Source organism: Streptomyces sp. NBC_00554, assembly GCF_041431135.1.
Lineage (GTDB): Bacteria > Actinomycetota > Actinomycetes > Streptomycetales > Streptomycetaceae > Streptomyces.
Window position 1 is genome coordinate 9,816,070 of record NZ_CP107799.1, and the last position, 25,439, is coordinate 9,841,508.

Consider the following 25,439-nt stretch of genomic DNA (forward strand, 5'->3'; position numbering starts at 1 on the left):
GGGCGCTTCGGCGTTGGCTACCTGCTCAACGGTTGTCGGGAGCGCGACGTTGACGCCTGCTCAACCGGCCTCGGGTGCCTCCGAGTTGACCGCCCGCCGCATCTGACGTGCGATCAGGGCGTAGACCTCCCGGGCCTTCTCGTCGTCCGTGCCGTCGTACCCGTGATCGGCCTGGGGCACGTCGTGGTGCTCGACCAGCGCGCCCGCTGTCCGCAGGCGCTCGGCGTAGCGCTCGCCCTCCGCCTTGAGGAGGTCGAACTCCGCGGTGATCACCAGGGCCGGGGCGATGCCCTTGAGGTCCGCGGTGTCCGACGGATGGGCGGGCGACGCCAGCCGGTCGGCGCGCTCGCGCGGGTCCGGCACGTACGCGCTGTCGAAGATCTCACCCATCCAGGGTCGCAGCATCGGCTTGGCGATGGCGGCGCGCTTGTTCTTGGCGCCGGTCATGAGGTCCAGCGGCGGGTAGTGCAGGACCTGGAGTGCGATCGAAGGCCCGTCTTCCTCCAGGGCCTGGCGCGCGACGGCCGCGGCGAGACCGCCGCCGGCGCTCTGCCCGCCCACGGTGAGCCTGCTGCCGTCCCAGCCGTGCTCGTCACCGTGCGAGGCGATCCACCGGACGACCTCGTACGCTTGACGGGGCGGGGCGGGGAACCGGTGTTGCGGGGCGACGACGTAGTCCACGTTGATCACGACCACACCCGCCTCCGCGGCCAGAAACCGGCACAACGGATCGTCGATCTCCGTCACGGGCATGACGTAGCCGCCACCGTGGAAGTTGACGTGCACCGGCGGGGGTGAGCCCTCACTCGTGGCCGTGGGCATGTACACCACGACCCGGGCCGGAGCGACCGAGGTGGGGACGGTCAACTCGCGTACGTCGCGCGGGAATTCCGGGAAGCGGCCGTGCAGGGAAGCGTTGGAGCCGCGGCCTTGGGAGCGTCGGCTCGCCGCCACGACGAGGCGCTGCATCGACTTGGCGGCGAAGGCGGCCACGGCCGGTCGGGCGAGGAGGGACATACCGTTCCGTTCGTCGAGCCGTCTCACTCATCGACAGGATTCCTGTCAATTGGGTGGGGCGATGCTAGCACGCGTCGGTACCGCCCCGGCAGGTCCGGGGGCCCTGCCCATCGCAGCCGCGCGATGGGCAGGGCCCCCGGACGAGTTGTGGACGTGCCGTGTCTCAGTGACCGAGGCTGATGCGGGTCACCAGGTCTTCGCCCGCCGGGCCGGAGCCCGACTTGTCCACCACGTACGCGGTGCCGTCGGCGACCTCGACGTAGTTCGGGTTGGCGCCGGTGGCCACGGTCTCCACGACGGCCCCTTCGCGCGGGTCGACCACCGTGACGTCGGCGGCCGTACGGTTGGCGACCAGGACATTGCCCGAACGCTCGTCGGTGGTCACGGACAGGGCACCCGCGCCGGTGGCCACGGACTTGGTGACAGCTCCGTCCTTGAGGTTGACGACCGAGACGGTGCCGGCGGTCTGGTCGGCGGTGTAGGCGTAACGGCCGCTCTTGGACAGCGAGACCGAGATCGGGCCGTCACCCGTGGGGATGAACCGCGGGGTCTCGGAGCCGCGCGAGACCTCGATGATCCGGTCGCCGCCCAGGTCGGCGGCGTACACCGTGCCGGTCTTCTCGTTGACGGCGAGGCCCGTCGGGCTGGAGCCCTCGACCGTGACGCGCTCCTTCTCCTCGAAGGTCTTGCTGTCGTAGGCGACGAGGGTGCCGGAGCCGAAGGCGCTCGCCCACACCGTGTTGTGCCGCTCGTCGACGACGATCTCGCGGGCGTGGGCCACGTCCGGCAGCGTGGCGAGGTGCTCGCCGGTCTTCTGGCTGTAGACGGCGACGGTGTTGCTACGGGTGTTCGTCGTCCAGACGGTGTTGTGCTCGTCGTCGACGGCGACACCGTAGACGGCTTCGAGGGCACCGGTGGTCGCGTCGGTGACCGGCGGCGTGTACGTCGCCTCGATCGCCAGGGTGTCCGGATCGACCTTCAGCAGGCTGGAGTTGGTGACCGGCGGCCGGCCCACGGCCGTGGTGACCCACAGAGCGTCGTTCCGCTCGGAGTACGCCGACTGGTACAGGCCTCTCACCAGCGGTGCGGAGGTGACGGCCGAGCCGGTCGCGGTGCCGGCCTCGGCGGTCGCGGTGCCGGTCAGGACCGCGCTGCCCGCGGCGAGGGCCACGGCGACCGCGGCGGTACGACGGATGGTGCGGGTGAATGAGGTCATGCGGTGTCGATCTCCTTGGTGGGATACGCCTCAAGGGCGCGGTGGATGGGGTGGGGGATGGATGTGGGGGGTCTGTTGGGGCGTCAGCTCCCGGCCGCGTGCTGCGGTCGGCGGCGCAGGACGAACACCGTGGTGCCCGCGGCTCCGGCGGCGCCGCCGATGGCGGCGGCCGTTGCCGATCAGGCGATCGTCGCGACCGACACGGAGCTCTCGACCGACGTGGCCAAGGCGGCGTTCGGTACCGTCTCCGGGGCCGCGGTGGCCGACGTCAGGCCGCCGCCAGAGTCCGCCGTCGTGCCCGGCTCGGGCAGCGTGAATTCGACCTTCAGCGTGGTCGGCGGGTTGGGAGCGAGGAAGCGCAGCCAGTGCGCGCCCGCGGTCGTGTCGGCGGGGATGGCCACGTCACCCTCGTACGAGCCTGCCGAATCCGCCTGCCACTGGCCGAGGATGCCGTCGTCGTCGAGCTTGATGGTGACGGTCTCGCCGGCAGGGAACTTCGTCACCTTGAAGTGCAGCGTGCCGCCGGGCTGCACCTGGCTGGCGGTGATCTCGGCCTTCGCACCGGCCGAGTTGGACGCGCTGGCCGGGGCGCCCGAAGCGGCGGGGACCGGGGTGGCGGAGGCACTGGCGCTCGCGCCGGGCCCGCCCGTCGTGGCCGCGTCGGAACCGGAGGTCACGGTGAAGCCGGCCTTCAGGCTCGTCGCCGGGTTCGGAGCGAGGAAACGCAGCCAGTGCGCACCCTTGGTGGTGCCCGCCGGGATGGTGACGCTGCCGGAGAACGAACCGTCCGCGCCGATGACCCCGGACCACTGCCCGATGATCTCGCTGTCGTCCAGCTTCACGGTGAGCTGCTCGCCGGCCGGGAAGCCCGTCACCTTGAAGGAGACCTTGCCGCCGGCGGCGACACTGGACCCCGCGGTGATCGTGGCGGACGTGCCGGTCGTGCTGCCGGAGCCGCCGCTCGTTCCCGAAGCGCCGCTGGTGCCGGAGCCGCCGGTCGAACCGCCAGTCGATCCGCCGCTTGAGCTCGAGCCGCCGCCCGTGCTTCCGCTGTCGGAGGACGTGACCGTGATGTCGGCCTTCAGGCTCGTCGCCGGGCTCGGGGCGAGGACGCGCAGCCAGTGCGCCCCCGCCGAGGTGGAGGCGGGGACGGTGACCGTGCCCGAGAACGTGCCGTCGGAGCCCACGGCGCCCGTCCACTGACCGAGAATCTCGCTGTCGTCCAGCTTGACCGTGACGGTCTGCCCCTTGGTGAATCCGGAGAGCGTGAAGGAGACCTTGCCTCCCGCCGCGACCTTCGCACCGCTGGTGAGCTTCACCGCGGGCGTGGCCGTCGAAGTGGGAGTCGGAGTCGGCGTGGGGGTTGGCGTAGGCGTCGGAGTCGGAGTGGGCGTCGTGGCGTCGCCCGTCACCGTCAGGTTCTCGCTGCGGATGCTCGTCTGCGGTGCCAGGAAGCGCAGCCAGTGTTCGCCGCCCACGGTCGCGTCGGCCGGTACCGTCACGCTCCCCGAGACACTGCCGTCCTCGCCGATCGTGAACTGCTTGAGCAGCGTCTTGTCGTCGAACTTGATGCTCAGGGTCCCCCCGGCGGGGAAGCCGATGGCCGTGAACGACACCTCGCCGCCGGGCTTCACGGAGGTGGTCCCCAGTGTGACCGCGGGCGCCGCTGCATCGGCCGCGAGCGCCACCGCGGGGGTGGTGTCCACCCCGTCCGAGGCCGCGGTGACGAACGGTACGGCCAGTGCGCCGAGACCGAGAGTCGCCCCGGCGGTGAGCGCGGCCATGCGGCCGACCCTGGCTCGGGCGGTACGGCCCGACGGCGTGGTGACGGAGGTGGGGGAGAAGGGTCTCTCGGAGGTCATGGTGGGTTGCTCCTGGATGCTGACGTGAGGGAAGTAGCGGGCACTCGGGCGCGACATATCGGCGGTGTCCGGTGCAAAAGGTGATGAAAAGTCAAATTAGGTTAGGCTAACCTAATAAATGCAGGTCAGTTCCCCCTTCATCCGGAGTCCAGCCGCATGTTCGAGCTCGTGCCGCCCGAGGGCGCCCCGCACCATCCGCCCCGACTGCAGCGCCCCGACGCGCTGCAGCGACTCCCGGAACCGGGCTGCCCGCTGCCCGCGCCGGAAGGCGTCGAGGAGTTCTGGGCCGGGATCCGCCGACGCGGCACCCCGCTTGTCTCGCCCGACCCCCGGGGTAGCGCCGACCACGTCGCCGTGACGTACCTGTGGCGCGGCACCCCCGCCACCCGCGCCGTCCAGGTCCTGCCGAACAAGCTCGGCGACCCGCGCGTTCCCGAGGGCAACCTGATGGAGCGGGTCCCCGGAACGGACGTCTGGCACTGGACGCTCCGCCTGCGCCACGACTGGCGCGGCACGTACGACTTCTACGTCGACGAGGGTGGGGGCGGCCCGGAGCCGGGCACCCCCGAGTACTGGCGATGGCTGCGCACCCAACGGCGCGCCGACCCCTTCAACTCCCGTACGCTGCCCCGTCGTTGGGGCGGTGATCCCGTTCCGTACGCCGAACTCCCCGCCGCGCCGAGCGCGGTGGACTGGACGCCGAGGTCGGATGTCACCCGCGGCACGGCCACCGAGCACAAGGTGGAGAGTGCGCGCCTCGGAGGGACCCGGCGTGTCTGGTTGTACGAACCCCCCGTACCCGCCCGTGAGTTGGCTGACCTGCCCGTCCTGGTCCTGCTCGACGGCGAGCATTGGCAGCCGCGGCTTGGTCTCGCGCACCTCCTCGACAACCTCATCGCGGACGGCCGTATCCCGCCGCTCGCCGCCGTGCTGCCCGAGTCGGTGGACGCGGACACCCGATGGGCGGAGCTGACGTGCCGTCCGGAGTTCGTCGCCTTCCTCGCGGACGAGCTGCTGCCGTGGGCGGCCGGGCGACTGCCGGTCACGGAGGACCCCGAGCGCACCGTGATCGCCGGCCAGAGCCTCGGCGGACTCACCGCCGCCTATGCCGGCCTCTCGGCCCCGCACCGCTTCGGCAACGTCCTGGTCCAGTCGGGCTCTTTCTGGTGGCCCGTCGGCCCGGAGCCGGAGTGGCTGACAGGCCGTATCGCCGACGGTCCCCGGCTGCCGGTGCGCTTCCGCCTCTCCTTCGGCGAGCAGGAGTGGGTGGCCCTTCCCGCCGCCCGCCGCCTGCGTGACACCCTCGCCGCCGCCGGTTACGACGACGCCTCCTACCGTGAGTTCAACGGCGGACACGACTACCTGTGCTGGCGCACGGAACTGGCCGACGGGCTGGTGGAGTTGCTGTCCGGAGCCTGAGTCGAGGTGTGCGGGGACGGGGTGCGCTGAGCCGGTCATCCCCGCCTCGCCTCCACCCGGCCGACGCACGCCTCGTGCGGGGCCGGGCTGAACACGGCGCTCCAGCCCTTCGGCACCGCACGCCAGGCCGGCCACAGCGACGACTGACCCCGGGCGTTCTCCACCACCAGGTGCGTGTCCTGGCCCTCCGCCCCCGGATCGAACGGTCCGGACTGAAGCGGGGTCATGAGTCCAGCTCCTTCAAGCGGGCCGCGAGATGCGCGGCGATGTCGTCGAGGTGCCGGTCCCGCATCAACTGCGGGTGCGTGCAGTCCAGGTCGTGATTGACGACGGCTCCGGTCACGTGCGCGCGCCAGGCCTCCCGGGTGAGCCAGTCCTCGGCACGCGGCGCGGCGGCCGTGAAGAACAGCAAGTCGCCCTCGTACAGCCGGTGTTGGTGCTCGCGCATCATGCGGGCGTGGTTGGGCACGATGTCGACGATCTTCGACAGGGTGTGGTCGCCGAGTCCGGCGAGCGGGCTGCCCGCCCGGCGCAGCGTGGCGAGTACGTCGTCCTTGGTGCGTTCGTCCGTGCGGTCGAAGCCGGCCATGCGCAGTACGGCGGTGAGCGCGTCGCCCTCCTCGGGGGCGGGCCGCTCGCGCCACTGCTCGGCCGGGAACGCGTCGAGCAGCGCGAGGAGTTCGACCTCCTCCCCGGCTTCCTGGAGCAGCACCGCAACCGTGTGCGCGAGGATTCCGCCGACGGACCAGCCGAGGAGGCGGTACGGGCCGTTTGCCTGTACCTCGCGGATCCGCTCTACGTAGTCCGCCGCCTCCTCCTGCAGCGTGCTGGGCAGCGGTTCGTCGCGGACCAGGCCCCGGGCCTGGATGCCGTACACGGGCTGACCCGGACCGAGCCGGGCCGACAGGCCCGCATAGCACCAGGAGATGCCGCCCGCCGGATGGAACGCGAACAGCGGAGGCCGGTCGCCCTCGGCGCGCAGCGGCAGTACGACATCCAGCGCGTCCTCGGATGCGGACGTCGTTGCCACGGAATCGAGCCGGGCGGCGAGCGCGGCCGGCGTCGGGGCCTCGAACAGCGAGCCGATCGTCAACTCGGCGCCGAGCTCCTCCCGTACTCGCGCCACCATCCGCACCGCGAGCAGCGAGGTGCCGCCCAGGTCGAAGAACGCGTCGTCGGGACCGGCCTGTTCGACGCCGAGCACCTCCGCGAACAGCTGCGTCAGCGCCTCCTCGCGTGGATCCGAAGGGCGCCTGGCACCCTCGCCGCCGGCGAAGACCGGGGCGGGCAGTTCGCGGCGGTCCAGCTTGCCGTTGGGGCTCAGCGGGAAGGCGTCGAGCGCGACGACCGCAGCCGGGACCATGTGCTCCGGCAACTCGCGTGCCAGCGCCGCCCGTACGGCCGCGGGGTCGGCGCTCCCCGTCACGTACCCGACGAGCCGGTCGTCGAGGACCAGCGCACAGGCGCCGTCCACGCCGTTCTGCGCGGCCAACACGGCCTCGATCTCGCCGAGTTCGATGCGCTGCCCGCGCAACTTGACCTGGTGGTCGGTGCGGCCGAGGTACTCGACCTCGCCCTGCTCCGTCCAGCGTGCCAGGTCGCCCGTGCGGTACATACGGCTGCCGGACGGGCCGAACGGGTCGGCCACGAAACGGGACACCGTCAGCTCGGCACGGTTCAGATAGCCGTCGGCCAACTGCGCCCCTGCCAAGTACAGTTCGCCCGGAATCCCCGGCGGGCAGGGCTGCAGCGCGGCGTCGAGCACGTACAGGCGGGTGTTCCACACCGGCCGCCCGATCGGCACCGGTCCCGAACCCTGTGGGGCGCAGGCGTGGTAGGTGACGTCGACTGCGGCCTCCGTCGGCCCGTACAGGTTGTGCAGCCGGGCGCCCGGCAGTGTGCGCCCGAAGGCGTTCGCGGTCTCGCGGGGCAGGGCCTCGCCGCTGCAGAAGACCCGGTGCAGGCTCTCGCACGCCGTCGCGTCCGCCTCTGCCAGGAACACCTGGAGCATCGACGGCACGAAGTGGCAGGTGGTGACGGCCTGTTCGCGGATCAGCCGGGTCAGATAGACGGGGTCCTTGTGACCGCCGGGCTTGGCGACGACGAGCGTGGCACCCTGGCGCAGCGGCCAGAAGAACTCCCACACGGACACGTCGAACGAGGACGGCGTCTTCTGCAGCACCCGGTCCTCGGCGCCGAGTCCGTACGCGTGCTGCATCCAGCGCAGCCGGTTGTCGATCGCCGCGTGCGGGACGACCACGCCCTTGGGGCGGCCGGTGGAACCGGAGGTGTAGATGACGTACGCGGGATCGGCCGGAGTGAGCGCTCGCGGCGGGTTCACCCACGAGTGTGTGGACACGTCGAGCCGGTCCAGGACGACGAGCGGGGTCCCGGTGTCCTCGGGGAGGCGTCCCGCGCGGTCGGTGACGGCACATACCGGCGCCGCGTCCTGAAGCATGTAGGTGAGCCGCTGCTCCGGATAGTCCGGGTCGAGCGGCAGATACGCGGCGCCCGCCTTCAGCACGGCGAGCAGGGAGACGATCAGCTCCACCGAGCGCGGCACCGAGACCGCTACCGCCGCACCCGGCCGGGCACCGAGGGTCTGCAGGTGCCGGGCCAGCCGGTTGGCGCGGGCGTTGAGTTCCGCGTAGGTCAGGGAGGTGTCCCCGTACACCAGAGCCGTCGCGTCCGGGGTCCGTGCCGCGCGCGACTCGATGGGACCGATGAGCGTGGTCGGCGGCAGCGCGCGGTCGGTGCGGTTGAACTCCTCGACGACCAGGGCGTGTTCGGCCGGAGTCGCGATGCCATGGGCGGCGAGCGGCAGTTGCGCGTCGGTGGCGGCGAGCCCGTTCAGGAGATGCAGGAACCGCTCCTGGTGCGCGGCGAGTTCGGCGTCCTCGTACAGGGCCGGATTGCCGTCGTGGTCGATACGCAGGCCGTGGCCGTCGGTGCGGTCGTAGATGTTGACCGTCAGGTCGTCGACCGGGCCGGCCGACAGGTTCCGCGCCCGTGTCGGCGCCCCCGCGAAGTCCACGCCGTAGTCGAAGGGCATGACGTTGACGAGCGGGCCGACCAGGCCCCGCATCTCGCCGAGCATTCCCAGGTCGCGGCGGATGTCCTCGTAGCGGTAGCGCTGGTGGCGGCGGACCTCGCGGATGCCGAGCACGACCTGCCGTACCAGTTCGGCGAAGGTCGCGTCGGGGGAGACCGTGAGCCGCAGCGGCAGCACGTTCATCACCATGCCCGGCACGCGCAGCGCGACCGAGCCCATGCGGCCCATCATCGGCAGGCCGAGCACGACGTCCGACTGGGCGGTCGCGCGGGAGGTGTAGAGGGCCTGCGCGGCGATCAGGACGTCCGGCCAGGTCGCACGGCACCGGGCGGCGAGCTCGCGCAGGCCCTCCGTGGTGCGCGGCGGCAGGTACGTCGTACGGCGGCGGAACGTCCGCGAGGGCAGCGCACCGCGCCCGGCGAGCCGGGGTGCCTCAGGACGGTCGGCGAACGCCTGGGCCCAGTGCGCGCGGTCGGCCGCGAAGGCCTCCGAGGAGCGGTACTCGGCGTCGTCGGCGACGAGGTCGGCGAGCGCCCTGAAGTTGCGCGGCCCCGGCCTCTCGCCCCGTGCGAGCGCCGAGTACACCTCCGCGGTGCGCCGGACGAGGAGCGAGTAGCCGAAGCCGTCCATGACGAGGTGATGGATGCGCTGGTACCACAGCCACCGCCGTTCGCCGACGCGGAACAGGGCGTGCCGGAACAGCGGGCCCGCCGCGAGGTCGAAGGGTTCGGTGAGGTCGGCGCGCATCCACGCCTCGGCCTGCTCCTCGGCGTCCTTCGCTCCCCGCAGGTCGCGCACGGTCAGCGGCAGTTCGACCGTGGCGGCGATGTGCTGGCGCGGGCCGTCCGGGGTGTCCTCGACACGCACGCGCAGCGAGTCGGCCTCGGCGACGACCTGCCGCAGGGCGGCGGCGAAGAGTTCCGGGTCGACCTTCCCGTCGATCTCCAGGCACTCCGCGGTGTTCTGCGCGGGGCTGAGCGGATCGAGGGCCTGCGCGTACCACATGCCCGACTGGGCGGCCGTCAGCGGCAGTTCGGTGACCGAGGTGCCGGTGTCGCTCGTCATGAGGACCGTCATGAGACGACCCCCAGCAGTGGCGCCCAGGCCTCGATCGCGGGCTGCTCGGCGAGGTCCGCGAAGGCCGCTTCGACGCCGTGCTCGCGGCGCCAGCGCTCCAGCAGGGCCATGACCCGAACGGAGTCGAGGCCGTAGTCCACGAGGTTCTCGTCGACGGGTATGTCCGCGGGGGCCTCGCCGAGGGAGTCGGCGACGTCTGTGCGGATCTGCTCCAGAGTGAGGGTCATGGGGCTCACACCTCCTTGAAGATCGCGTCGGTGGTGGTCACGACCGCGCAGCGCCCCGCGGCCCAGCGCAGCGCCATGTCGTGGTCCTCGCGCGAGAAGTCGGCGACGGCGTCGGCGACGACGAACGCCTGGATGTCCCGCATCCACGCGTCGCAGGCGCTCATGAGCACCCCGATGTGCGCGTACACGCCGACGACGATCAGCTGGTCGCGGTCCTCGTCGCTGAGCTGCTCCTCCAGCCGGGTGCGCACGAACGCGCTGTACTTCCACTTGGTGAGCATCCGGTCGCCGGGCTGCGGCGCGACCACGTCCGGCACGCTGAGCGCATGCGGGTCGTTGGCGACACCGGGGCCCCAGAAGTCGAGCTGGAGACCGCGCTGCCGGGGCGTCTGCCCGCCCCGCTGCGTCGAGTACACGACCGGTATGCCGAGGCTCCGGGCGCGGTCGAGCAGCCGGGCGGTGTTGTCGAGCATCCCGGTGAGGGGCGGTTCACCGGCAGGGAACGCGTCGAGGAAGTGGTTCTGCAGGTCGTGGACGAGCAGCACGGCGCGCGCGGGGTCGACGGTCCAGGCGACGCGGTTCGCGGGCAGCTCGTCCTCGGTGGGCAGGGGATAGGGGGCTATGGCCGGAAGTGCCATGGGAGATCTGGGCCTTTCAGTGCTGCTCGGCGACGGCGGTGGACCGCAGCTGCTTCTTGCTGACCTTGCCGATCCCGGTCTGCGGGAAGGCGTCGACGAACTCGACGAGATCGGGGACCTTGTAGGCGGCGACGCCGCGCTCGCGGACGAACCGCTTGATGGCGACGGGTTTCAGTGGATCGGCGCCCTCGCGCAGGATCACGTAGGCGAGGGAGCGTTCGCCGAGGTACGCGTCGGCCACCGCGACGACGGACACGTCGTGCACGGACGGATGGGCGAGGATGATGTTCTCGACCTCCTCCGGCGCGACCTTCTCGCCGCCCCGGTTGATCTGGTCCTTGGCCCGGCCTTCCACGACGAGGTGGCCACTGGCCGTACGGCGCACGATGTCGCCGGTGCGGTAGAAGCCCTCCTCGGTGAAGGCCGTCGCGTTGTGCTCGGGAGCCCGCCAGTAGCCGCGGATGGTGTACGGGCCGCGCGTCAGCAGATGCCCGAACTCCCCGTCGGGGACGTCGAGTCCGGCGTCGTCGACGATCCGGATCTCGTCGTCCGGGGAGATCGGCAGACCCTGCGTGGTGACGACCGTCTCCTCGTCGTCGTCGAGCCGGTTGTAGTTGACGAGCCCCTCGGCCATCCCGAAGACCTGCATCAGCCGGCAGCCCAGCGCGGGTGACAGCCGGCGCGCCGCCTCCTCGCTGTACTTGGCGCCGCCGACGAGTACCAACTCCAGGCTCGACAGGTCCTGTTCGGACCCCGGGGCGGCCTCCGTCCACACCAGCGCGAGCGGCGGAACCAGCCCCGTCATGGTGATCCGCTCCCGCTCGACGAGGGGGAAGGCGGTCGCTGGATCGGGCACGGGACACAGCACGGCGGTGCCCCCGGCGTACAGCACACCCAGCCAACCGGGCGAACTCATCGGGAAGTTGTGCGCGGCCGGCAGCACGACCAGGAAGCGGGTGTCCGCGTCGACACCGCAGATCTCGTTCGAACCCCACAGCGAGTACAGGTAGTCGTCGTGCGTGCGCGGAATGAGCTTCGGTACGCCCGTCGTGCCGCCGGACAGCTGAAGGAACGCCAGCTCGTGCGGCTCCGGACCGGAGGGCGCCCCGGACGGGTCGCCCTCGCCAGAGGGCACCTCGGACGGGTCGCACGCCACCTCGGCCAGCGCCGTGTGCTCACCGGGATCACCGACGACGAAGACATGCCGCAGGCTCGGCGTGCGTTCCTTGACCCGTGCGGCCAGTACACGGTGGTCGAAACCCGCGTGCTTGTCGGGGATCACATAGGCGACGGCCTCGCTGAAGGAGCAGAAGTAGCCGATCTCCGTCTCGCGGTGCGCGGGCAGCGCGTACACCGGGAGCGCGCCGACGCGGAACAGTGCGAAGACGACCTCGAAGAACTCGCCGACGTTCGGGAGGTGCAGGACGACCCGGTCGCCCTTGGATATCCCGCGCGCCGCGAACCCGGCGGCCAGCCGGTCGGCGCGCTCGTCCAGTTCCCGGTAGGTCCAGGTGCGCCGCTCGGGTGCCGGGTCGACGAGGGCGATCCGGTCGGGATGGGCGGCGGCACGCTCGCGCAGCACGCTTCCGAAGGTCTCCCCGCGCCAGTAGCCCGCCTTGCGATAGCGCTCGGCGAACTCGGCCGGCCAGGTCGGTGCGTCGACGCCTGGGGTGGTGGCGAGAGGAGTCACAGTGAGGCCCCCACGGCACTGAGGAACGTACGGAACTTGGCGCCCGTCTCAGCCGTCTCGGCCTCCGGCGACGAGGCGGCCACCACACCCGCCCCCGCGAACAGCCGCAGCGAGCGCCCCTCGGCCTCGGCGCAGCGGATCGTCACGACCCACTCGCCGTCACCGTCCGCGTCCTGCCAGCCGACCATGCCGGTGTAGGGACCGCGGTCGAAGGGCTCCAGCTCGGCGATGACGGCACGGGCCACCTCGGTCGGCGTGCCGCACACCGCCGGAGTGGGGTGCAGGGCGGACGCCAGGTCGAGGGCGGAGACGGCGGGGTCGGCGAGTTCGCCGGTGACGGTCGTCGACAGGTGCCACATGGCTGCCGTACGCACCAGGGTGGGCCGTTCCGGCACCTCGAGGCGGGTGCAGAACGGTGCGAGTGCCTCTCGTACGGCGGCGACGACGACGGCGTGTTCGTGCAGGTCCTTCGGGGACTCCAGCAGGGCCGCAGCGCGTCGGACGTCCTCGGCGAGGTCGGGGCTGCGCTGCGCGGAGCCGGCCAGCGGGTTGGCGGTCAGGAGTCCGCCCCGGCGGGCGACGAGGAGTTCGGGGCTGGCGCCGATGAGCGTGCGGCCGGGGCCGCTGGGGACGGCGAAGGTGTATCCGGCCGGGTCCCGGCGCGCCAGTCGGCGCAGCATGGCGGGCAGGTCCCGCTCGCGCGGGGAGGTGAGCTCCAGGGTGCGGGCGAGGACGACCTTGTCGAACTCCCCGGCACGCATCCGCGCGACGGCGGCGGCGACCGCGTCGCCGTAGCGTGCGGCGGCCGGAACTTCCGTCACCTGCCAGTCGGTTCGCTCGTCGGTGTCGGGTACGGGCAGCGCGATGAGCGGGTCCTCGCGCAGCGGCGGCGCCCACCGCACGGACTCCGGGACGGCGAGCGAGGGCGGAGCGTCCGGGGCGAAGGGCAGTGAGCCCACGACGATCGGCGCCGGGGCGCCCGCGCGCCTTCGCGCGTCGAGGACCTCCCGCACCCGGCGCGCCAACGGCCGTGTGTCGTGGGGTATTTCGGCAGCGGTGCCACGGCCGAGGAGGGTGTGCCGGGGAGAGGCGAGGAGCCGGTCCGTGCCGGGGCGGTAGGCGTCGAGCAGGGCGGTCGCCGTGCCGGGGGACACCAGTGTGGGGGTGACGGCTTCGTGCAGGGATGCAGACATGGGGTGTCTCCAGTGGGGGAGAGGTGGCACGACCGTGGTCGGTGCGGCGGGGGCCGGTTCAGGCCCGGAGGGTGGCGCCGCCGTCGACGTACAGGTCGTGCATGGTGATGTGACGGGCGCGGTCGGAGACGAGGAAGGCGACAGCGTCGGCGATGTCGGCGGGGTCGGCGATCCGGCCGAGCGGGATGCCCGTGCGGTGTGTCGCGAGGTCACCTTCGATGACGCGCCGGGTCGCTTCCGCCTGGTCGGTGGAGGCGGTCCACAGCGCGCGCTGCATGTCGGTGAGGGTCGAGCCGGGGGAGACGGTGTTGCACCGGACGCCCCGTGAGGCCACCTCCAGGCCCAGGCATTTCGTGAACATCACGGCCGCGGCCTTCGAGGCGGCGTAGGCGGCCAAGCCGGCGCGGGGGATACCGGCCGCGTTCGAGGCGACGGTGACGATGCTGCCGCGGCCGCGCACTGCCATCCGGCGGGCGACGGAACGCGAGACGTGGAACACGCCGTTGGTGTTGACGGCGAAGGTGGCCGCCCAGTCCGCGTCCGTCAGGTCCACGACGTCCGAACTCCTGAGGATTCCGGCGACGTTGACCGCGATGTCCAGCGGTCCGAGGGTGCGCTCGGCGTCGGCGACCAGGGCCTCGACGGCGGCGGCGTCCGTGACGTCGAGCGGGCGGGCGGTGACCTGCTCGCCGTACTTGTCGGCGAGGGCTGTCACGTTCTCGAAGGCCAGGTCGGTGGCGAGGACGCGGGCGCCCTGCTCGAGGAGCGCCGCGACCACCGCCTCGCCGATACCCCGGCCCGCGCCGGTCACCAGGGCGAGCCTTCCGGCGAGCTCGGTTCCGGTGCTCACTTGACCATGGCCTTCCGGATGTCGTCGAGCACCGAGACGGCCGCCTCGGCGCCGCCCAGGCTCGTCCACTTGGAACCGTCGATCACGGTCGCGTGCTTGTCCTGTACGGCGCTGAGCTGCTTGTACGCCGCCTTCTTGGCCAGCGCGGCGAGCAGTGCGGCGTCCGAAGTGCCCGGGTCGAGGGTGCCGATGAACAGCCAGTCGCCGTCGATCTCCTTGAGGTTCTCCTCGCTGATCGGCGTCGAGTGGCCCTCGCCCTGATCGGCCTGGATTCCGGGCCGCTCGAAGCCGAGGTCCTTGAGGACGTCGCTGATGAACACGCCCTGCTGCATGACGGCCGAGCCCTTGGCCGAGTAGCGCGTCACGGAGACGCTCGCTCCGGCCCGGTCGCCGAGGTCCGTCTTCAGAGCCGCGACCTTCGCGTCGTACTCGGTGAGGAATTTCTCGGCCTCGTTGGTCCTGCCGAGCACCTTGCCGGTGAGTTCGAGCGACTTCTTCCAGCTCTTGGTGTTGTCGATCGTGACGACGGTGGGGGCGATCTTCCGCAGCTGCGCGAGTACTTGTTCGTCGGCGAGCTGCCCGGCGAGGATGACATCCGGCTTGGCCTGGACGACCTTCTCGATGTCGGGGCCGGTCACGGCGCCCACCACGGGTATGTCCTCGGCCTTGTCCGCGAGGTAGGCGGGGGCGCCCGTCTGGCCGCGGCCGGCCGTCAGGCCCACCGGCTCGACGCCGAGGGTGAGCGCCGAGTCGAGGTCCATCTCGCTGAGCGCGACGACCCGTTCGGGCGCGGCGGGAACCTTCACCTCGGTGCCGGTGGCGTCGGTGACCTTGGTCGTACTCGCCGCGCTCGTGCCACCGGAGCCGGCGCTTTTCTCCGAGGATCCACAGGCGGTCACGACCAGCGCGCAGGCGGCGAGAAGAGCGGCCGAAACGGCGGGGCGGGCGATGCCACGGGAGGGGAAGAGCAGGTTCGGCGCCATGGCCTTGGATCTCCATAGGTGTTCGAGAGCAGGTGGTCGCGGAAGCGGGCTTCCGACGCCAACATCCGTGCACAGCAAGGCAGTTGATGTGCGTTCAGGCATGCTGAAGCTGTCGGTTCCGATGGGTTCGGAACGTCGAAACTTAGGCTAGCCTAACCTTATGAAAAATTGGACGTCAACAAATGTGTCAACAATCCGGGGGGTGCGAGCCATCGACCGGGCCGGATCCGGCCGGCCACTCCCGTCGGAGACGCGCCCCGTCCTCCTGGCCACCGCGGGGCTCGTCCTCCTGCTGCCGGCCCTCGCCCTGCTGTCGCTCCTCATCGGCACCGGATCCAGCTCCGTCGGCGGCGCCTGGGACTACCTGGTCGGCGACCCGGCGGCCCGCGCGGACGCCCAACTCCGGCTTGCCGTCATGGACGTACGCCTCCCGCGCACCCTCGCCGCCGTACTCGTCGGCGCCTGCCTCGGCACGGCCGGCTGCCTCCTCCAGGCCGCGACCCGCAACCCCCTCGCGGAGACCGGGCTGCTCGGCGTCAACTCCGGCGCCGCCTTCGCCGTCGTCCTCGGACTGACATACTTCGGCGCGTCCTCGTCCGCCGCGCTGATGGTGTGGGCCCTGCTCGGCGGCATGACCGCGAGCGCCGTCGTCCTGCTGCTCGCCGCATCCGGGCGCGCCGCCGGCTCCCCGCTGCGGCTCGTCCTCGTGGGCTCCGCGCTCGGCGCCACCTTCCACGGCCTCACGTCGTACGTCCTGCTCGGCACCCGGTCGACGTACGACACCTACCGCTACTGGACGATCGGTTCGCTCGCCGGAGTCGAGACCGCCGGCCTCCTGCCCCTGCTGCCGCTCGCCGCCCTCGGCCTGCTCGTCGCGCTCGGCAGCGCCCGCCCCCTGTCGGCCCTCGGCCTCGGCGACGACATCGCCCGCTCACTCGGCCACCATCCCGGCCGGATCCGACTGATCGTGGCAGGGGCCGTGTCGCTCCTCGTCGGCTGCGCGGTCGCGGTGGCGGGCCCCATCGCCTTCCTCGGACTGCTCGCGCCCTACGCCGCCCGAGCCCTCACCGGGGCACGGATGGCCCCCCAACTCGTCCTGTCCGCACTGATCGCGGCCGATGTCATGATCCTCGCCGACATCCTCGCCCGGATCGTCATCCGGCCCTGGGAGACACCGGTCAGTGTGCTGCTCGCCTTCGTGGGCGGGCCGCTGCTCGTGTGGATCGCCCGCTCGTCGCGCCTCTCCACGGCGGGAGCGGCGGCATGACAGAAGTGACATCACGGGATGTGACTCCGCCCGACAGCACGGTGCTGCGCACCGGCGGCCTCTCCTGGCTCTTCCCGCGCCGCGGCGCGCTCGCCGTCGCCGTCCTCGTCCCCCTGCTCCTCGTCCTCATCGCCCTTGCGGTGCTGGCGAGTTCGACCGGGATGAGCCTGTCCCAGACCCTCTCCGGACTGCTCGGCACCGGCGACGCCGGGACCGTCATGATCGTGCGGGACTTCCGGCTGCCACGCATCTTCGTCGGCCTCATGGTGGGCGCCGCCCTTGGTATCGCCGGCTGCCTCACCCAGACCCTCGCGGGCAACCGGCTCGCCACCCCCGACCTCGTCGGCGTCAACGAGGGCGCCACCGCGGCCGTCGTCGCCTCGGCGGCCGGCTCCGCGACCGGCATGGTGGGCGACTGGTGGCTCGGTCCGCTCGGCGCCGTCGCCGCTGCGGTCCTCGTCGTCCTGTGCGCGGGCGGAGCGGGCGCCGCCGGCTACCGCGTCCTGGTGGTCGGCATCGGCGTCTCCACGTTCATCGGCGCAGTGAGCGACCTCATCATGTCCCGCGAGAACGACAACACCGCGGGCGGCGTGTTCCTTTGGGCAGTCGGCAGCCTCAACGGGCGCGACTGGAACGTCGGTACGCCGCTGCTGATCGCCCTGCTGTTCCTGGTCCCCCTCTCGCTGGCGGCCGGGCACCGCCTCCAACTCCTGCGTTTCGACGACGACATGGCGGCCTCGCTCGGCGTCGACCTGCGACGGATACGCTCGGCCGCGCTCGCCCTGGCCGTCGCTCTCGCCGGCACAGCGGTGGGCGTCGGCGGCCCCATCGCCTTCGTCGCCCTCGCCGCCCCGATCCTCGCCCAGCGACTGGCCGGACCCACCCGAGTCCCGGTCCTCGGCTCCGCCCTGACCGGCGTCGCACTCATCGCCGCGGCCGACGCGCTGGGCCGGGTCGTCGCCCCCGTCGAACTCCCCGTCGGTGTCGTCACCAGCGTCCTCGGCGGCCCCTTCCTCCTCTGGGTCCTCTTCCGCCCGGACCGGACCACCGGAAAGGCCTGACCTCCCCATGCACGATCACCCCATGGCCGACGCGAGAGGTGCAGTGCTCGGCCTCGAAGTCCGCGCACTGCACGCCGGTTACCCCGGCCGCCCCGTCGTCCAGGACGTCGACCTCACCCTCCCCGCCGGGCAGGTCGCCGCCATAGTCGGCCCCAACGGCTGTGGAAAATCAACCCTGTTGCGCGCCATCGCCCGGCTGCACCGGCCCGAGTCCGGCACGGTCCACGCCGACGGAGCCGACATTTGGAGCCTGGGCCGACGCCAGGCCGCCCACCGGGTCGCCCTGCTCCCGCAATCGCCGCGCGCCCCCGAAGCCGTCACCGTGGCCGGGCTCGTGCGCTACGGCCGCCATCCCCGCCAAGGCCTGCTGCGCCAGTGGTCGCGCGAGGACGAGCAGGCCGTACGCGACGCACTGGAGGCCACCGGTACCACCGAACTGGCCGCCGAACGCCTCGACCGGCTCTCCGGCGGACAACGCCAGCGCTGCTGGCTTGCGATGGTCCTGGCCCAGCACACGCCCGTCGTCCTGCTCGACGAACCCACCAGCGCCCTCGACCTCGGACACGCGGTCGACGTCCTCGAACTCGTCCGCGAGGTCGCCGCCACCGGCCGCACCGTCGTCATGGTCCAGCACGACCTCGCAGCCGCCGCGCGCTACGCCGACACCGTCATCGCCATGAAGAACGGCCGCGTCATCGCCCAGGGCGTCCCCCGCGACACGGTCGACGAGGCCCTGGTGAAGGAGCTCTACGCCCTGGACGCCGACATACTCCAAGCCCCCGGCGACGCCTCGCCGGTCGTCGTACCGCGCGCCCGCCGGACGGACGGACGACCGGCGTCCGAGCCCCCTTCGCCGTCACCGGCAGCCTCCGCGCCTCCTTCGCTCACTCCGGCGCCGTCGGCAGCCACAGAGTGAAGGTCGCCCCCTTGCCCGGTCCCGGCGACGCCGCGGTGACGTCTCCCTCGTGGGCCCGGGCGATGCCCCGGGCGATGGTCAGGCCGATGCCGCTGCCGCCGGCCGGGGCGGGCCGCCCCGGGTGCTCGAGGCGTTCGAAGCGGCTGAAGATCCGGTTCAGGTCGTGCCCGGGGATGCCGACACCGTCGTCCGTGACGCGGACGACGACGCGGGGCTGCGGACCGGCTTCGCCGTGCACGGAGACCGACACGCTGCCGTGCGCGTCACACGCGATCAGCGCGTTGCCGAGCAGGTTCACCAGGACCTGGGTGACCCGGTCGGGATCGCAGAAGGCGATGACCGGTGCGTCCGCCACGACGGTGAGGTCCACCCCCTGGCCGTCGTACTGGGGGCGCAGCCGCTCCGCCGTGGCCCGGGCCAGCGCGGCGACGTCCGCGTCCTCGTAGTGCAGGGCGAAGGCTCCCTCCTCGACCCGCGACAGACTCGAGAGGTCGGACGCCAGCCGCCGCAGCCGGTCGAGGTCGTCGGAGAGCGAGGCGAACATCGCGTCGTCCGGTGTGAAGATCCCGTCGGCCATGCCCTCGATCTGGCCGTGCAGGATGGTGATGGGGGTCCGCATCTCATGGGCGATCTCGGAGACAAGGCGGGCGCGCCGCCGCTCGGTGTCGGCGAGCGCGGCCGCCAGTGTGTTCACGTCCTCGACCAGCGCGGCGAAGCCCGGCTCGCTGGGCAGTTCGAGGACGGTGTCGTAACGCCCTTCGGCGAGCCGGCGGGTGGCCGCGCGGATGGTGTCCAGTGGGCGTACCAGGAACCGGGACAGCACGACGGCCGCGAGGACGGCGGCCGCGACCCCGGTCCAGAAGCCGATGTTGTCGGGGTCGACGCGGTGGTTCCAGGGGCCCCTGACCAGGATCTTGGCCACTGCTGTCGCCCCCAGTGTCACCACCAGGACCGTGACATGGGAGAGCACCAGACGGTTGCGGAGCGAGAGGCGGGAGTGGACCCGCCGCAGCCGGGCACGCCAGGTGCCCGAGGGGCGTGCGGCGGTGTCTTTTCCCTTGGCCACTATGGCGTGTCCTGTGGGTTCGGGGCCGGTACGCCCTGGGCGGGACGGCCGATGAACCGGTATCCCACGGCCCGTACGGTGCCCACGAATCGGGGCGCGTTCGCGTCGTCGCGCAGCGCCCGCCGCAGCGTACGAATGTGTACGTCCACGAGTCGTTCGTCACCGAAGAAGTCCTCGCCCCACACCTGGGTGAGCAGACCGCGCCGGGTGAACACGCGGCCGGGAGCACGGGCCATGGCGACCAGCAGGTCGAAGTCGAGGGCGGACAGTTCCGCCGTATGGTCGCCGTCGATCACGACCGTCCGCGTGGCCGGATCGGCGATGAGGCCGTCGAAACGGAGCGTGCCGTCATCGTCCGGAGCCCCTCCGGGGCCGTTGTCGGTACGCCGCAGGATGGCCCGTACCCGCAGGGCGAGTTCGCGCGGACTGAACGGTTTGGTGACGTAGTCGTCGCTGCCGTTGGTGAAGCCGATGAGCCGGTCCACCTCCTCGGTCCGCGCGGTGAGCATGATGACGGGGACCTGGCTGGACTGCCGGATCCGGCGCAGTACCTGGAAGCCGTCGAGGCCCGGCAGCATCACGTCGAGGACCACCAGGTCGGGCCGGTTCTGGGCGACGGCCCGCAACCCGGAGGGCCCGTCGGCGGCCTCCACCACCTGGAACCCGTCCGCCTCCAGATAACCGCGTACGGTCATCCGGATCTTGGGTTCGTCATCGACGACCAGAACGCGCTGTGTACTCATCGTGCTCACTTTCCGGCACAGGCGTGGCAAGGGTCCCGGCCACTGCTGCGGATTCTCCGGCGGCCCGGAGATACAGGTCCTCGAATGCCGCCAGCGTACGGCGGATGTCGTGCTCGGCGACGATTTCCCTGCCGGCTTCGCCCATCCGCAGGCGGGCCACGGGATCGCGAAGAAGGAGGTTCTCCGGCATGAAGTGGTTGGTGGCCACCACGGGTGTCCCACGCCGCTGTGCGGCGGCCGCCAGCGCCCGGCAAACGGAGAAGTGGGACTGGATGTGCACCACGTCGGGAGAGAGCCGGTCCAGCAGACGGGCCACGGGCCGGGCGGTCTGCCAGGGCAGACAGACGCGGAAGGTGGGATGAAAAGGGGTCCGGTGGGAGGCGATCCGGTGCACGGTGATCCCCTTCTCCACGGCGCTACCGGGGCCCGCCTCCGTCGCGGGGCAGACGATGTGGACCTCGTGCCCCCGGCCCAGGAGCCCCTCGGCGAGCCGCTGGGTGAAGTTCGCGGCGCCGTTCACGTCCGGCGGGAAGGTGTCGGCGCCGATGACGATTCGCTGGGAGCGGGGGCCTTGCAGGACGCACTTCGGCGGCTCTGAGGGTCCGCTACTCGCGGTGAGGTGGGGAAAGGGAGTTGAACGGGTGATGTGGAGCACCCCCGTGAGCGCAAGCGCCCAGCAGGCCAGGGCTGTGCCGACGGTGGCCGGGGCGAGCCCGGGGGCCTCGCCGAGCAGACCGACCCCGATCACCACGGCGACGAACGGATCGACGAGGGTGAGGCAGGCGACCGTGACCTCGGGCGGCCCCGCGGCCTGGGCGCCCTGCGTGAGCCAGAAACCGGCGAGGGCTGCGAGGCCCAGTCCGGCGAGCGTGCCGTACAGCGCCCCGCTCACACCGGATGACGTGAACTCCTCACCGGCCGCCCGCAGTAGCACCGACATACAGCCGTAGGCGCTCCCGGCGCCGACGGCTCGCGCCACACAACGGCCTTGGCCCGGCAGCACGTTGGAAAGCCCTGCGCAGCAGGTCACGATCAGCAGGACCAGGGCCCCGGCCTGGAACTGGGCCGTCGTCGTGACGGAAGTGGCGACGGTGGCACCCGAAGCGATCACCGCGAAGGTCCCCGTCCCGACGACGATCGCGGCCAGCGCCAGCCCCGTGGCCCGGTCGAGCCCGGTACGGCGGACCCGCAGTCCCCACAGCACGCTCACCACGACGGCACTCACACCGAGCGGTTGCACGACCGTCACGGGCGCCAGTCGCAAGGACGTGATGTGCAGTGTCGTACCGGCCCCCAGCAGGGCGAGCCCGGCCAGCCAGCGCGGTCGCCGCACGACGGCCGACAGCGCGGTCGGCTTCTCCGGGGAGACTTGGTGGGTCGCGTCGTACTGGAGTCGCGCGCCCGCCGCGTAGCAGCACGCGTTCAACAGGCTCAGGATGATGGCCAGTTCGGTCATCAGCGGTTCCGGCCGACGCGCAGCATGTCGGCCATCGCGAACAGCAGGGCGATCTCCAGGCCCAGCGTCACCCGCTCGGCCAGTGAGGCGCCCGCCGCATGTCGGTGCACCAGTCCGCTGAGGGCGAGCAGGGCCGAGCCGGTGAGGGCGGAGTGCGCCGCCGACGCCGGCCGGCCGTGACCACCGTGGTCGGCAGCGGCGTGCGGTGAGAGGAGAACGTGCATGACCGCCAGACAACGGGCGGCCGATAAGGCACGTACCACTCGCCGTATGAAGCTTCCGTGAAGCGGAGCCCGGTGCTCCTGACCGGGGCTACGCAGCGACCGTTGCGGGAGAGGCGGTTCAATACCGCTGTGGCGGGACCGTAGCGTCGTCGAAGTACAGCGGCAATATGGAGAACAAAATTGTTGACAATCTTGTTGGACTAGATTTAGGTTCGACAGGCACTCACTCAGGGAGGGCACATGCCGAAAGAAGCCCGTCCGAGCACCGGAGAGCAGGCCAAGCAGCACGCGCTCACGCAGCTGCGGCAGGCGATTCTGCGCGGCGACATGGCACCGGCCCAGCGGCTGGTGGAGAACGAGCTCGCTGAGCAGTTCGGTGTGACACGGGCCAGCGTCCGGGCAGCGCTGATCGAGCTGGAGTCGGAGGGACTGGTAGAGCGGATCCGCAACCGGGGATCACGGGTGCGGGTGGTGACGGTCGAGGAAGCGGTGGCCATCACCGAGTGCCGTATGGCCCTCGAAGGGCTGTGCGCGGCCAAGGCGGCCGTCGCGGCCAGCGACGAACAGCTGGCCGAGCTGGCGGACTTGGGCAAGGCGATGACCAAGGCCGTGGCCGACGGCGAGCCGATCACCTACTCCGAGCTCAATAGCGAAGTGCACGCCCGGGTAAGGCAGTTCAGCGGCCAGCAGGTGGCCGTGGAGCTGCTGGATCGGCTCAACGCGCAGCTGGTGCGTCACCGTTTCCAGCTCGCGCTCAGGCCAGGTCGGCCACAGCAGTCCCTGAGCGAGCATCTGGCCATGATCGAGGCGATCACGGCCAGGGACCCGCAGGCGGCCGAAGCGGCCGTCCGCGCCCACCTCAGCAGCGTGATCGACGCGTTGCGCGACTGACGCGGCCGAGGCGGGCGCACACCTGTCCACCAAGGAGAGTTGAGCATGACGCACGGCTACGCGCCCGCCACCCCACCACGATCAACGCTTGTCGTCACCGCGCATGCCGGAGATTTCGTGTGGCGGGCCGGTGGCGCGATCGCCCTGGCCGCCTCCCGCGGAGAGAAGGTCACCATCGCGTGCCTGACCTTCGGCGAGCGCGGCGAGTCCGCCAAGGCCTGGCGCGAGGGCAGGAACCTCGAGGAGATCAAGGCGATACGCCGCGAGGAGGCCGAGAAGGCCGCCGCCACCCTCGGCGCCGAGGTCCGCTTCTTCGACGCCGGCGACTACCCGCTGGTCGCCACCGCCGAGCTGACCGACCAGCTGGTGGCCGTGTACCGCGAGACCCAGCCCGACGTCGTGCTCACCCACCCCGTCGAGGACCCGTACAACGGCGACCACCCGGCCGCCAACCGGATGGCGCTCGAGGCCCGCGTCCTCGCGCAGGCCATCGGCTACCCCGGCCCGGGCGAGATCATCGGCGCCCCGCCGGTCTTCTACTTCGAGCCGCACCAGCCCGAGATGAGCGGCTTCAAGCCCGAGGTGCTCCTCGACATCACCGAGGTCTGGGAGACCAAGCGCAAGGCGATGGAGTGCCTCGGCGCCCAGCAGCACCTGTGGGACTACTACACCGACCTCGCCGTCCGCCGCGGCGTCCAGCTCAAGCGCAACGCGGGTCCCAACCTGGGCCTGGCCCACAAGACCATGGCCGAGGCCTACATGCGCCCCTACCCGCAGATCGCGAAGGAACTGGCATGAGCGGCGTGATCATCACCAACCCGCCGAAGGCGGACCTCAAGGATGTCGAGGCGCTCGCCGGATACGGCGTCGCCACCGTCCACGAGGCGATGGGCCGCACCGGCCTGCTCGGCACGCACCTGCGCCCGGTCCAGCAGGACACCCGGGTCGCCGGTACCGCGGTCACGGTGCTCAGCTGGCCCGGCGACAACCTCATGATCCACGCGGCGGTCGAGCAGTGCGGTGAAGGCGACATCCTGGTCGTCACCACCACCTCGCCCTCCACCGACGGCATGTTCGGCGAGCTGTTCGCCACCGCGCTCAAGCAGCGCGGGGTGCGCGGAGTGGTGACCAACGCGGGCATCCGCGACACCGCCGAGCTGCGCGAGATGGGCTTCCCGGCCTGGGCCGCCGCGGTCAGCCCGCAGGGCACCGTCAAGGCGACCGGCGGGTCGGTCAACGTGCCCGTGGTGATCGGCGGCCAGTTCATCCGTCCCGGAGACGTGATCCTCGCCGACGACGACGGCGTGGTCTGCGTGCCCCGTGAGCAGGCCCGCCAGGCGGCCGAGGCGTCCGAGGCCCGCGAGAACAAGGAGGCCGCCACCCGCGCCGCCTTCATCGAGGGCCAGCTCGGACTCGACAGGTACGGCCTGCGCGAGACCCTCGTACGTCTCGGCGTGACCTACCAGTCGTACGACGACCACGTGCGGGACGGAGCCGAGTCGTGACAGTGCCTGCCGAGGCGCGCTGCATGCTCATGCGCGGCGGCACCTCCAAGGGCGCCTACTTCCTGGCCGAGGACCTCCCCGCCGACGCCGGCGCCCGCGATGACCTGTTGCTGCGCGTCATGGGCAGCCCCGACCCGCGCCAGATCGACGGCCTGGGCGGGGCGCACCCGCTGACCAGCAAGGTGGCCGTGGTCTCCGCCTCGGCGGACCCCGAGGCGGACGTCGACTACCTGTTCCTCCAGGTCGGGGTCGACAGGCCCGAGGTGTCCGACCGGCAGAACTGTGGCAACCTGCTCGCCGGGGTCGGCCCGTTCGCCGTCGAACGCGGACTGGTCGCCGCCGGAGACGGACGGACGTCCGTGCGGATCCGCATGGTCAACTCCGGGGACTTCGCCGTCGCGAGCTTCCCCACCCCGGGCGGGCGCGTCGACTACTCCGGCACAGCCGAGATCTCCGGGGTGCCGGGGACGGCCGCGCCGGTGGTGATCGAGTTCCCGCAGGGCTCCGGCCCGCTGCTGCCCACCGGACATGCCCGCGACATCGTCGCCGACACCCCGGTGACCTGCGTGGACAACGGAATGCCGACCGTCCTGATCGCCGCCGCCTCCCTCAAGGTCACCGGCTACGAGAGCCCCAAGGACCTGGAGGAGGATCTCACCCTGGCCGACCGGCTCCGGGAGATCCGGCTCGAGGCCGGCAAGCTGATGGGGCTCGGCGACGTGGAAGGCACCACGGTGCCCAAGCTCAGCCTGCTGGCGGCGCCGCTGGACGGTGGCGCGGTCATGACCCGCACCTTCATCCCGGTCCGCTGCCACACCTCCATCGGGGTCCTGGGCGCGGCAAGCGTCGCCGCGGGACTCCGTGTCGAGGGTGGCGTGGGTGAGGGCGTGGCGCGCCTGCCCGCACAGGGGGACCGGCTGCGCATCGAGCACCCCAGCGGGTTCCTCGACATCGAATCCGGTATCGCATACGACGCCGAGGGCGTCCCCGTGGCCCGACGCACCGCCGTCGTCCGCACCGCACGAAAAATCTTCGACGGCACGGTCTTCGCCCGGCCGGCCGGAGCCGCACCTCACCTGTAAGGAG

The 25,439-nt window shown here is 71.7% G+C and carries 23 protein-coding genes; 8 read left to right on the top strand and 15 right to left on the bottom strand.

What is annotated here, in order from left to right; translation table 11 throughout:
• Positions 1 to 60: 60 nt before the first annotated feature.
• The 3 genes from OG266_RS43560 to OG266_RS43570 form a co-directional block, all read right to left on the bottom strand.
• Positions 61 to 1,017, bottom strand: coding sequence for an alpha/beta hydrolase fold domain-containing protein (locus OG266_RS43560; protein WP_371552366.1), 957 nt, complete (start codon positions 1,015 to 1,017; stop codon positions 61 to 63).
• A 163-nt stretch (positions 1,018 to 1,180) separates the two neighbouring features.
• On the bottom strand, positions 1,181 to 2,233 hold the full coding sequence (locus OG266_RS43565; RefSeq protein ID WP_371552368.1) for a YncE family protein: 1,053 nt from the start codon (positions 2,231 to 2,233) through the stop codon (positions 1,181 to 1,183).
• Positions 2,234 to 2,412: 179 nt separating this feature from the next.
• The gene (locus OG266_RS43570; RefSeq protein WP_371552370.1) at positions 2,413 to 4,095 is read right to left on the bottom strand and encodes a hypothetical protein; all 1,683 of its coding nucleotides are present in this window, start codon (positions 4,093 to 4,095) and stop codon (positions 2,413 to 2,415) included.
• A 156-nt stretch (positions 4,096 to 4,251) separates the two neighbouring features.
• Between OG266_RS43570 and fes the strand changes: the two genes are divergently transcribed.
• Positions 4,252 to 5,514: an enterochelin esterase gene (gene fes / locus OG266_RS43575; RefSeq protein WP_371552372.1), complete on the top strand. Its 1,263-nt coding sequence runs from the start codon at positions 4,252 to 4,254 to the stop codon at positions 5,512 to 5,514.
• Positions 5,515 to 5,549: 35 nt separating this feature from the next.
• Here the strand turns inward: fes and OG266_RS43580 are convergent, their stop codons facing one another.
• Genes OG266_RS43580 through OG266_RS43615 form a run of 8 tightly spaced genes read right to left on the bottom strand, consistent with a single transcriptional unit; the run spans position 5,550 to position 15,224 of the window.
• Positions 5,550 to 5,741, bottom strand: coding sequence for an MbtH family NRPS accessory protein (locus OG266_RS43580; protein WP_371552374.1), 192 nt, complete (start codon positions 5,739 to 5,741; stop codon positions 5,550 to 5,552).
• Entirely contained in the window at positions 5,738 to 9,631 is a 3,894-nt protein-coding gene (locus OG266_RS43585; protein WP_371552376.1) for an amino acid adenylation domain-containing protein, read from the bottom strand. Before OG266_RS43585 ends, OG266_RS43580 begins: the two co-directional genes overlap by 4 nt.
• 8 nt (positions 9,632 to 9,639) lie before the next feature.
• Entirely contained in the window at positions 9,640 to 9,870 is a 231-nt protein-coding gene (locus tag OG266_RS43590; protein WP_329549531.1) for a phosphopantetheine-binding protein, read from the bottom strand.
• A 5-nt stretch (positions 9,871 to 9,875) separates the two neighbouring features.
• Entirely contained in the window at positions 9,876 to 10,508 is a 633-nt protein-coding gene (locus OG266_RS43595; RefSeq protein WP_266470399.1) for an isochorismatase family protein, read from the bottom strand.
• 16 nt (positions 10,509 to 10,524) lie between these two features.
• Positions 10,525 to 12,198, bottom strand: coding sequence for a (2,3-dihydroxybenzoyl)adenylate synthase (locus OG266_RS43600; RefSeq protein ID WP_371552377.1), 1,674 nt, complete (start codon positions 12,196 to 12,198; stop codon positions 10,525 to 10,527).
• Complete coding sequence (locus OG266_RS43605) at positions 12,195 to 13,391, bottom strand: isochorismate synthase (RefSeq protein WP_371552379.1); 1,197 nt, start codon at positions 13,389 to 13,391, stop codon at positions 12,195 to 12,197. Before OG266_RS43605 ends, OG266_RS43600 begins: the two co-directional genes overlap by 4 nt.
• A 58-nt stretch (positions 13,392 to 13,449) precedes the next feature.
• Entirely contained in the window at positions 13,450 to 14,241 is a 792-nt protein-coding gene (locus OG266_RS43610) for a 2,3-dihydro-2,3-dihydroxybenzoate dehydrogenase (RefSeq protein ID WP_371552381.1), read from the bottom strand.
• The gene (locus OG266_RS43615; RefSeq protein ID WP_371552383.1) at positions 14,238 to 15,224 is read right to left on the bottom strand and encodes an ABC transporter substrate-binding protein; all 987 of its coding nucleotides are present in this window, start codon (positions 15,222 to 15,224) and stop codon (positions 14,238 to 14,240) included. The genes OG266_RS43610 and OG266_RS43615 overlap by 4 nt, the downstream gene beginning before the upstream one ends.
• A gap of 202 nt (positions 15,225 to 15,426) precedes the next feature.
• On the opposite strand from OG266_RS43615, the gene OG266_RS43620 reads away from it, so the two are divergent.
• From OG266_RS43620 to OG266_RS43630, 3 genes are read left to right on the top strand one after another with little or no spacing between them, the layout of a single operon-like run.
• Positions 15,427 to 16,491, top strand: a complete 1,065-nt coding sequence (locus OG266_RS43620; protein ID WP_371552385.1) for a FecCD family ABC transporter permease — start codon at positions 15,427 to 15,429, stop codon at positions 16,489 to 16,491.
• On the top strand, positions 16,488 to 17,552 hold the full coding sequence (locus OG266_RS43625) for a FecCD family ABC transporter permease (protein WP_371552387.1): 1,065 nt from the start codon (positions 16,488 to 16,490) through the stop codon (positions 17,550 to 17,552). The genes OG266_RS43620 and OG266_RS43625 overlap by 4 nt, the downstream gene beginning before the upstream one ends.
• 22 nt (positions 17,553 to 17,574) lie before the next feature.
• Positions 17,575 to 18,468 (top strand): ABC transporter ATP-binding protein, encoded by an 894-nt coding sequence (locus tag OG266_RS43630; protein WP_371552388.1) that lies wholly within the window; start codon positions 17,575 to 17,577, stop codon positions 18,466 to 18,468.
• Here OG266_RS43630 and OG266_RS43635 read toward each other — a convergent pair.
• Genes OG266_RS43635 through OG266_RS43650 form a run of 4 tightly spaced genes read right to left on the bottom strand, consistent with a single transcriptional unit; the run spans position 18,437 to position 21,957 of the window.
• Complete coding sequence (locus tag OG266_RS43635; protein WP_371552391.1) at positions 18,437 to 19,534, bottom strand: sensor histidine kinase; 1,098 nt, start codon at positions 19,532 to 19,534, stop codon at positions 18,437 to 18,439. The genes OG266_RS43630 and OG266_RS43635 overlap by 32 nt on opposite strands.
• Positions 19,534 to 20,277 carry a response regulator transcription factor gene (locus OG266_RS43640; protein ID WP_266470418.1) on the bottom strand — a complete coding sequence of 248 codons (744 nt, stop codon included), beginning with the start codon at positions 20,275 to 20,277 and terminating at the stop codon, positions 19,534 to 19,536. The genes OG266_RS43635 and OG266_RS43640 overlap by 1 nt, the downstream gene beginning before the upstream one ends.
• Positions 20,246 to 21,733, bottom strand: coding sequence for a glycosyltransferase (locus tag OG266_RS43645; protein ID WP_371552393.1), 1,488 nt, complete (start codon positions 21,731 to 21,733; stop codon positions 20,246 to 20,248). Before OG266_RS43645 ends, OG266_RS43640 begins: the two co-directional genes overlap by 32 nt.
• Positions 21,733 to 21,957 carry a hypothetical protein gene (locus tag OG266_RS43650; RefSeq protein WP_371552395.1) on the bottom strand — a complete coding sequence of 75 codons (225 nt, stop codon included), beginning with the start codon at positions 21,955 to 21,957 and terminating at the stop codon, positions 21,733 to 21,735. The genes OG266_RS43645 and OG266_RS43650 overlap by 1 nt, the downstream gene beginning before the upstream one ends.
• A 240-nt stretch (positions 21,958 to 22,197) precedes the next feature.
• On the opposite strand from OG266_RS43650, the gene OG266_RS43655 reads away from it, so the two are divergent.
• Genes OG266_RS43655 through OG266_RS43670 form a run of 4 tightly spaced genes read left to right on the top strand, consistent with a single transcriptional unit; the run spans position 22,198 to position 25,435 of the window.
• A complete protein-coding gene (locus tag OG266_RS43655) occupies positions 22,198 to 22,848 on the top strand; it encodes a GntR family transcriptional regulator (protein ID WP_266470427.1) in 651 nt (216 codons plus the stop codon).
• A gap of 45 nt (positions 22,849 to 22,893) precedes the next feature.
• Positions 22,894 to 23,646 carry a PIG-L deacetylase family protein gene (locus OG266_RS43660; RefSeq protein WP_266470430.1) on the top strand — a complete coding sequence of 251 codons (753 nt, stop codon included), beginning with the start codon at positions 22,894 to 22,896 and terminating at the stop codon, positions 23,644 to 23,646.
• Entirely contained in the window at positions 23,643 to 24,353 is a 711-nt protein-coding gene (locus OG266_RS43665; RefSeq protein ID WP_371552397.1) for a 4-carboxy-4-hydroxy-2-oxoadipate aldolase/oxaloacetate decarboxylase, read from the top strand. Before OG266_RS43660 ends, OG266_RS43665 begins: the two co-directional genes overlap by 4 nt.
• Positions 24,350 to 25,435, top strand: coding sequence for a 4-oxalomesaconate tautomerase (locus OG266_RS43670; RefSeq protein WP_371552398.1), 1,086 nt, complete (start codon positions 24,350 to 24,352; stop codon positions 25,433 to 25,435). Before OG266_RS43665 ends, OG266_RS43670 begins: the two co-directional genes overlap by 4 nt.
• Positions 25,436 to 25,439: the final 4 nt, after the last annotated feature.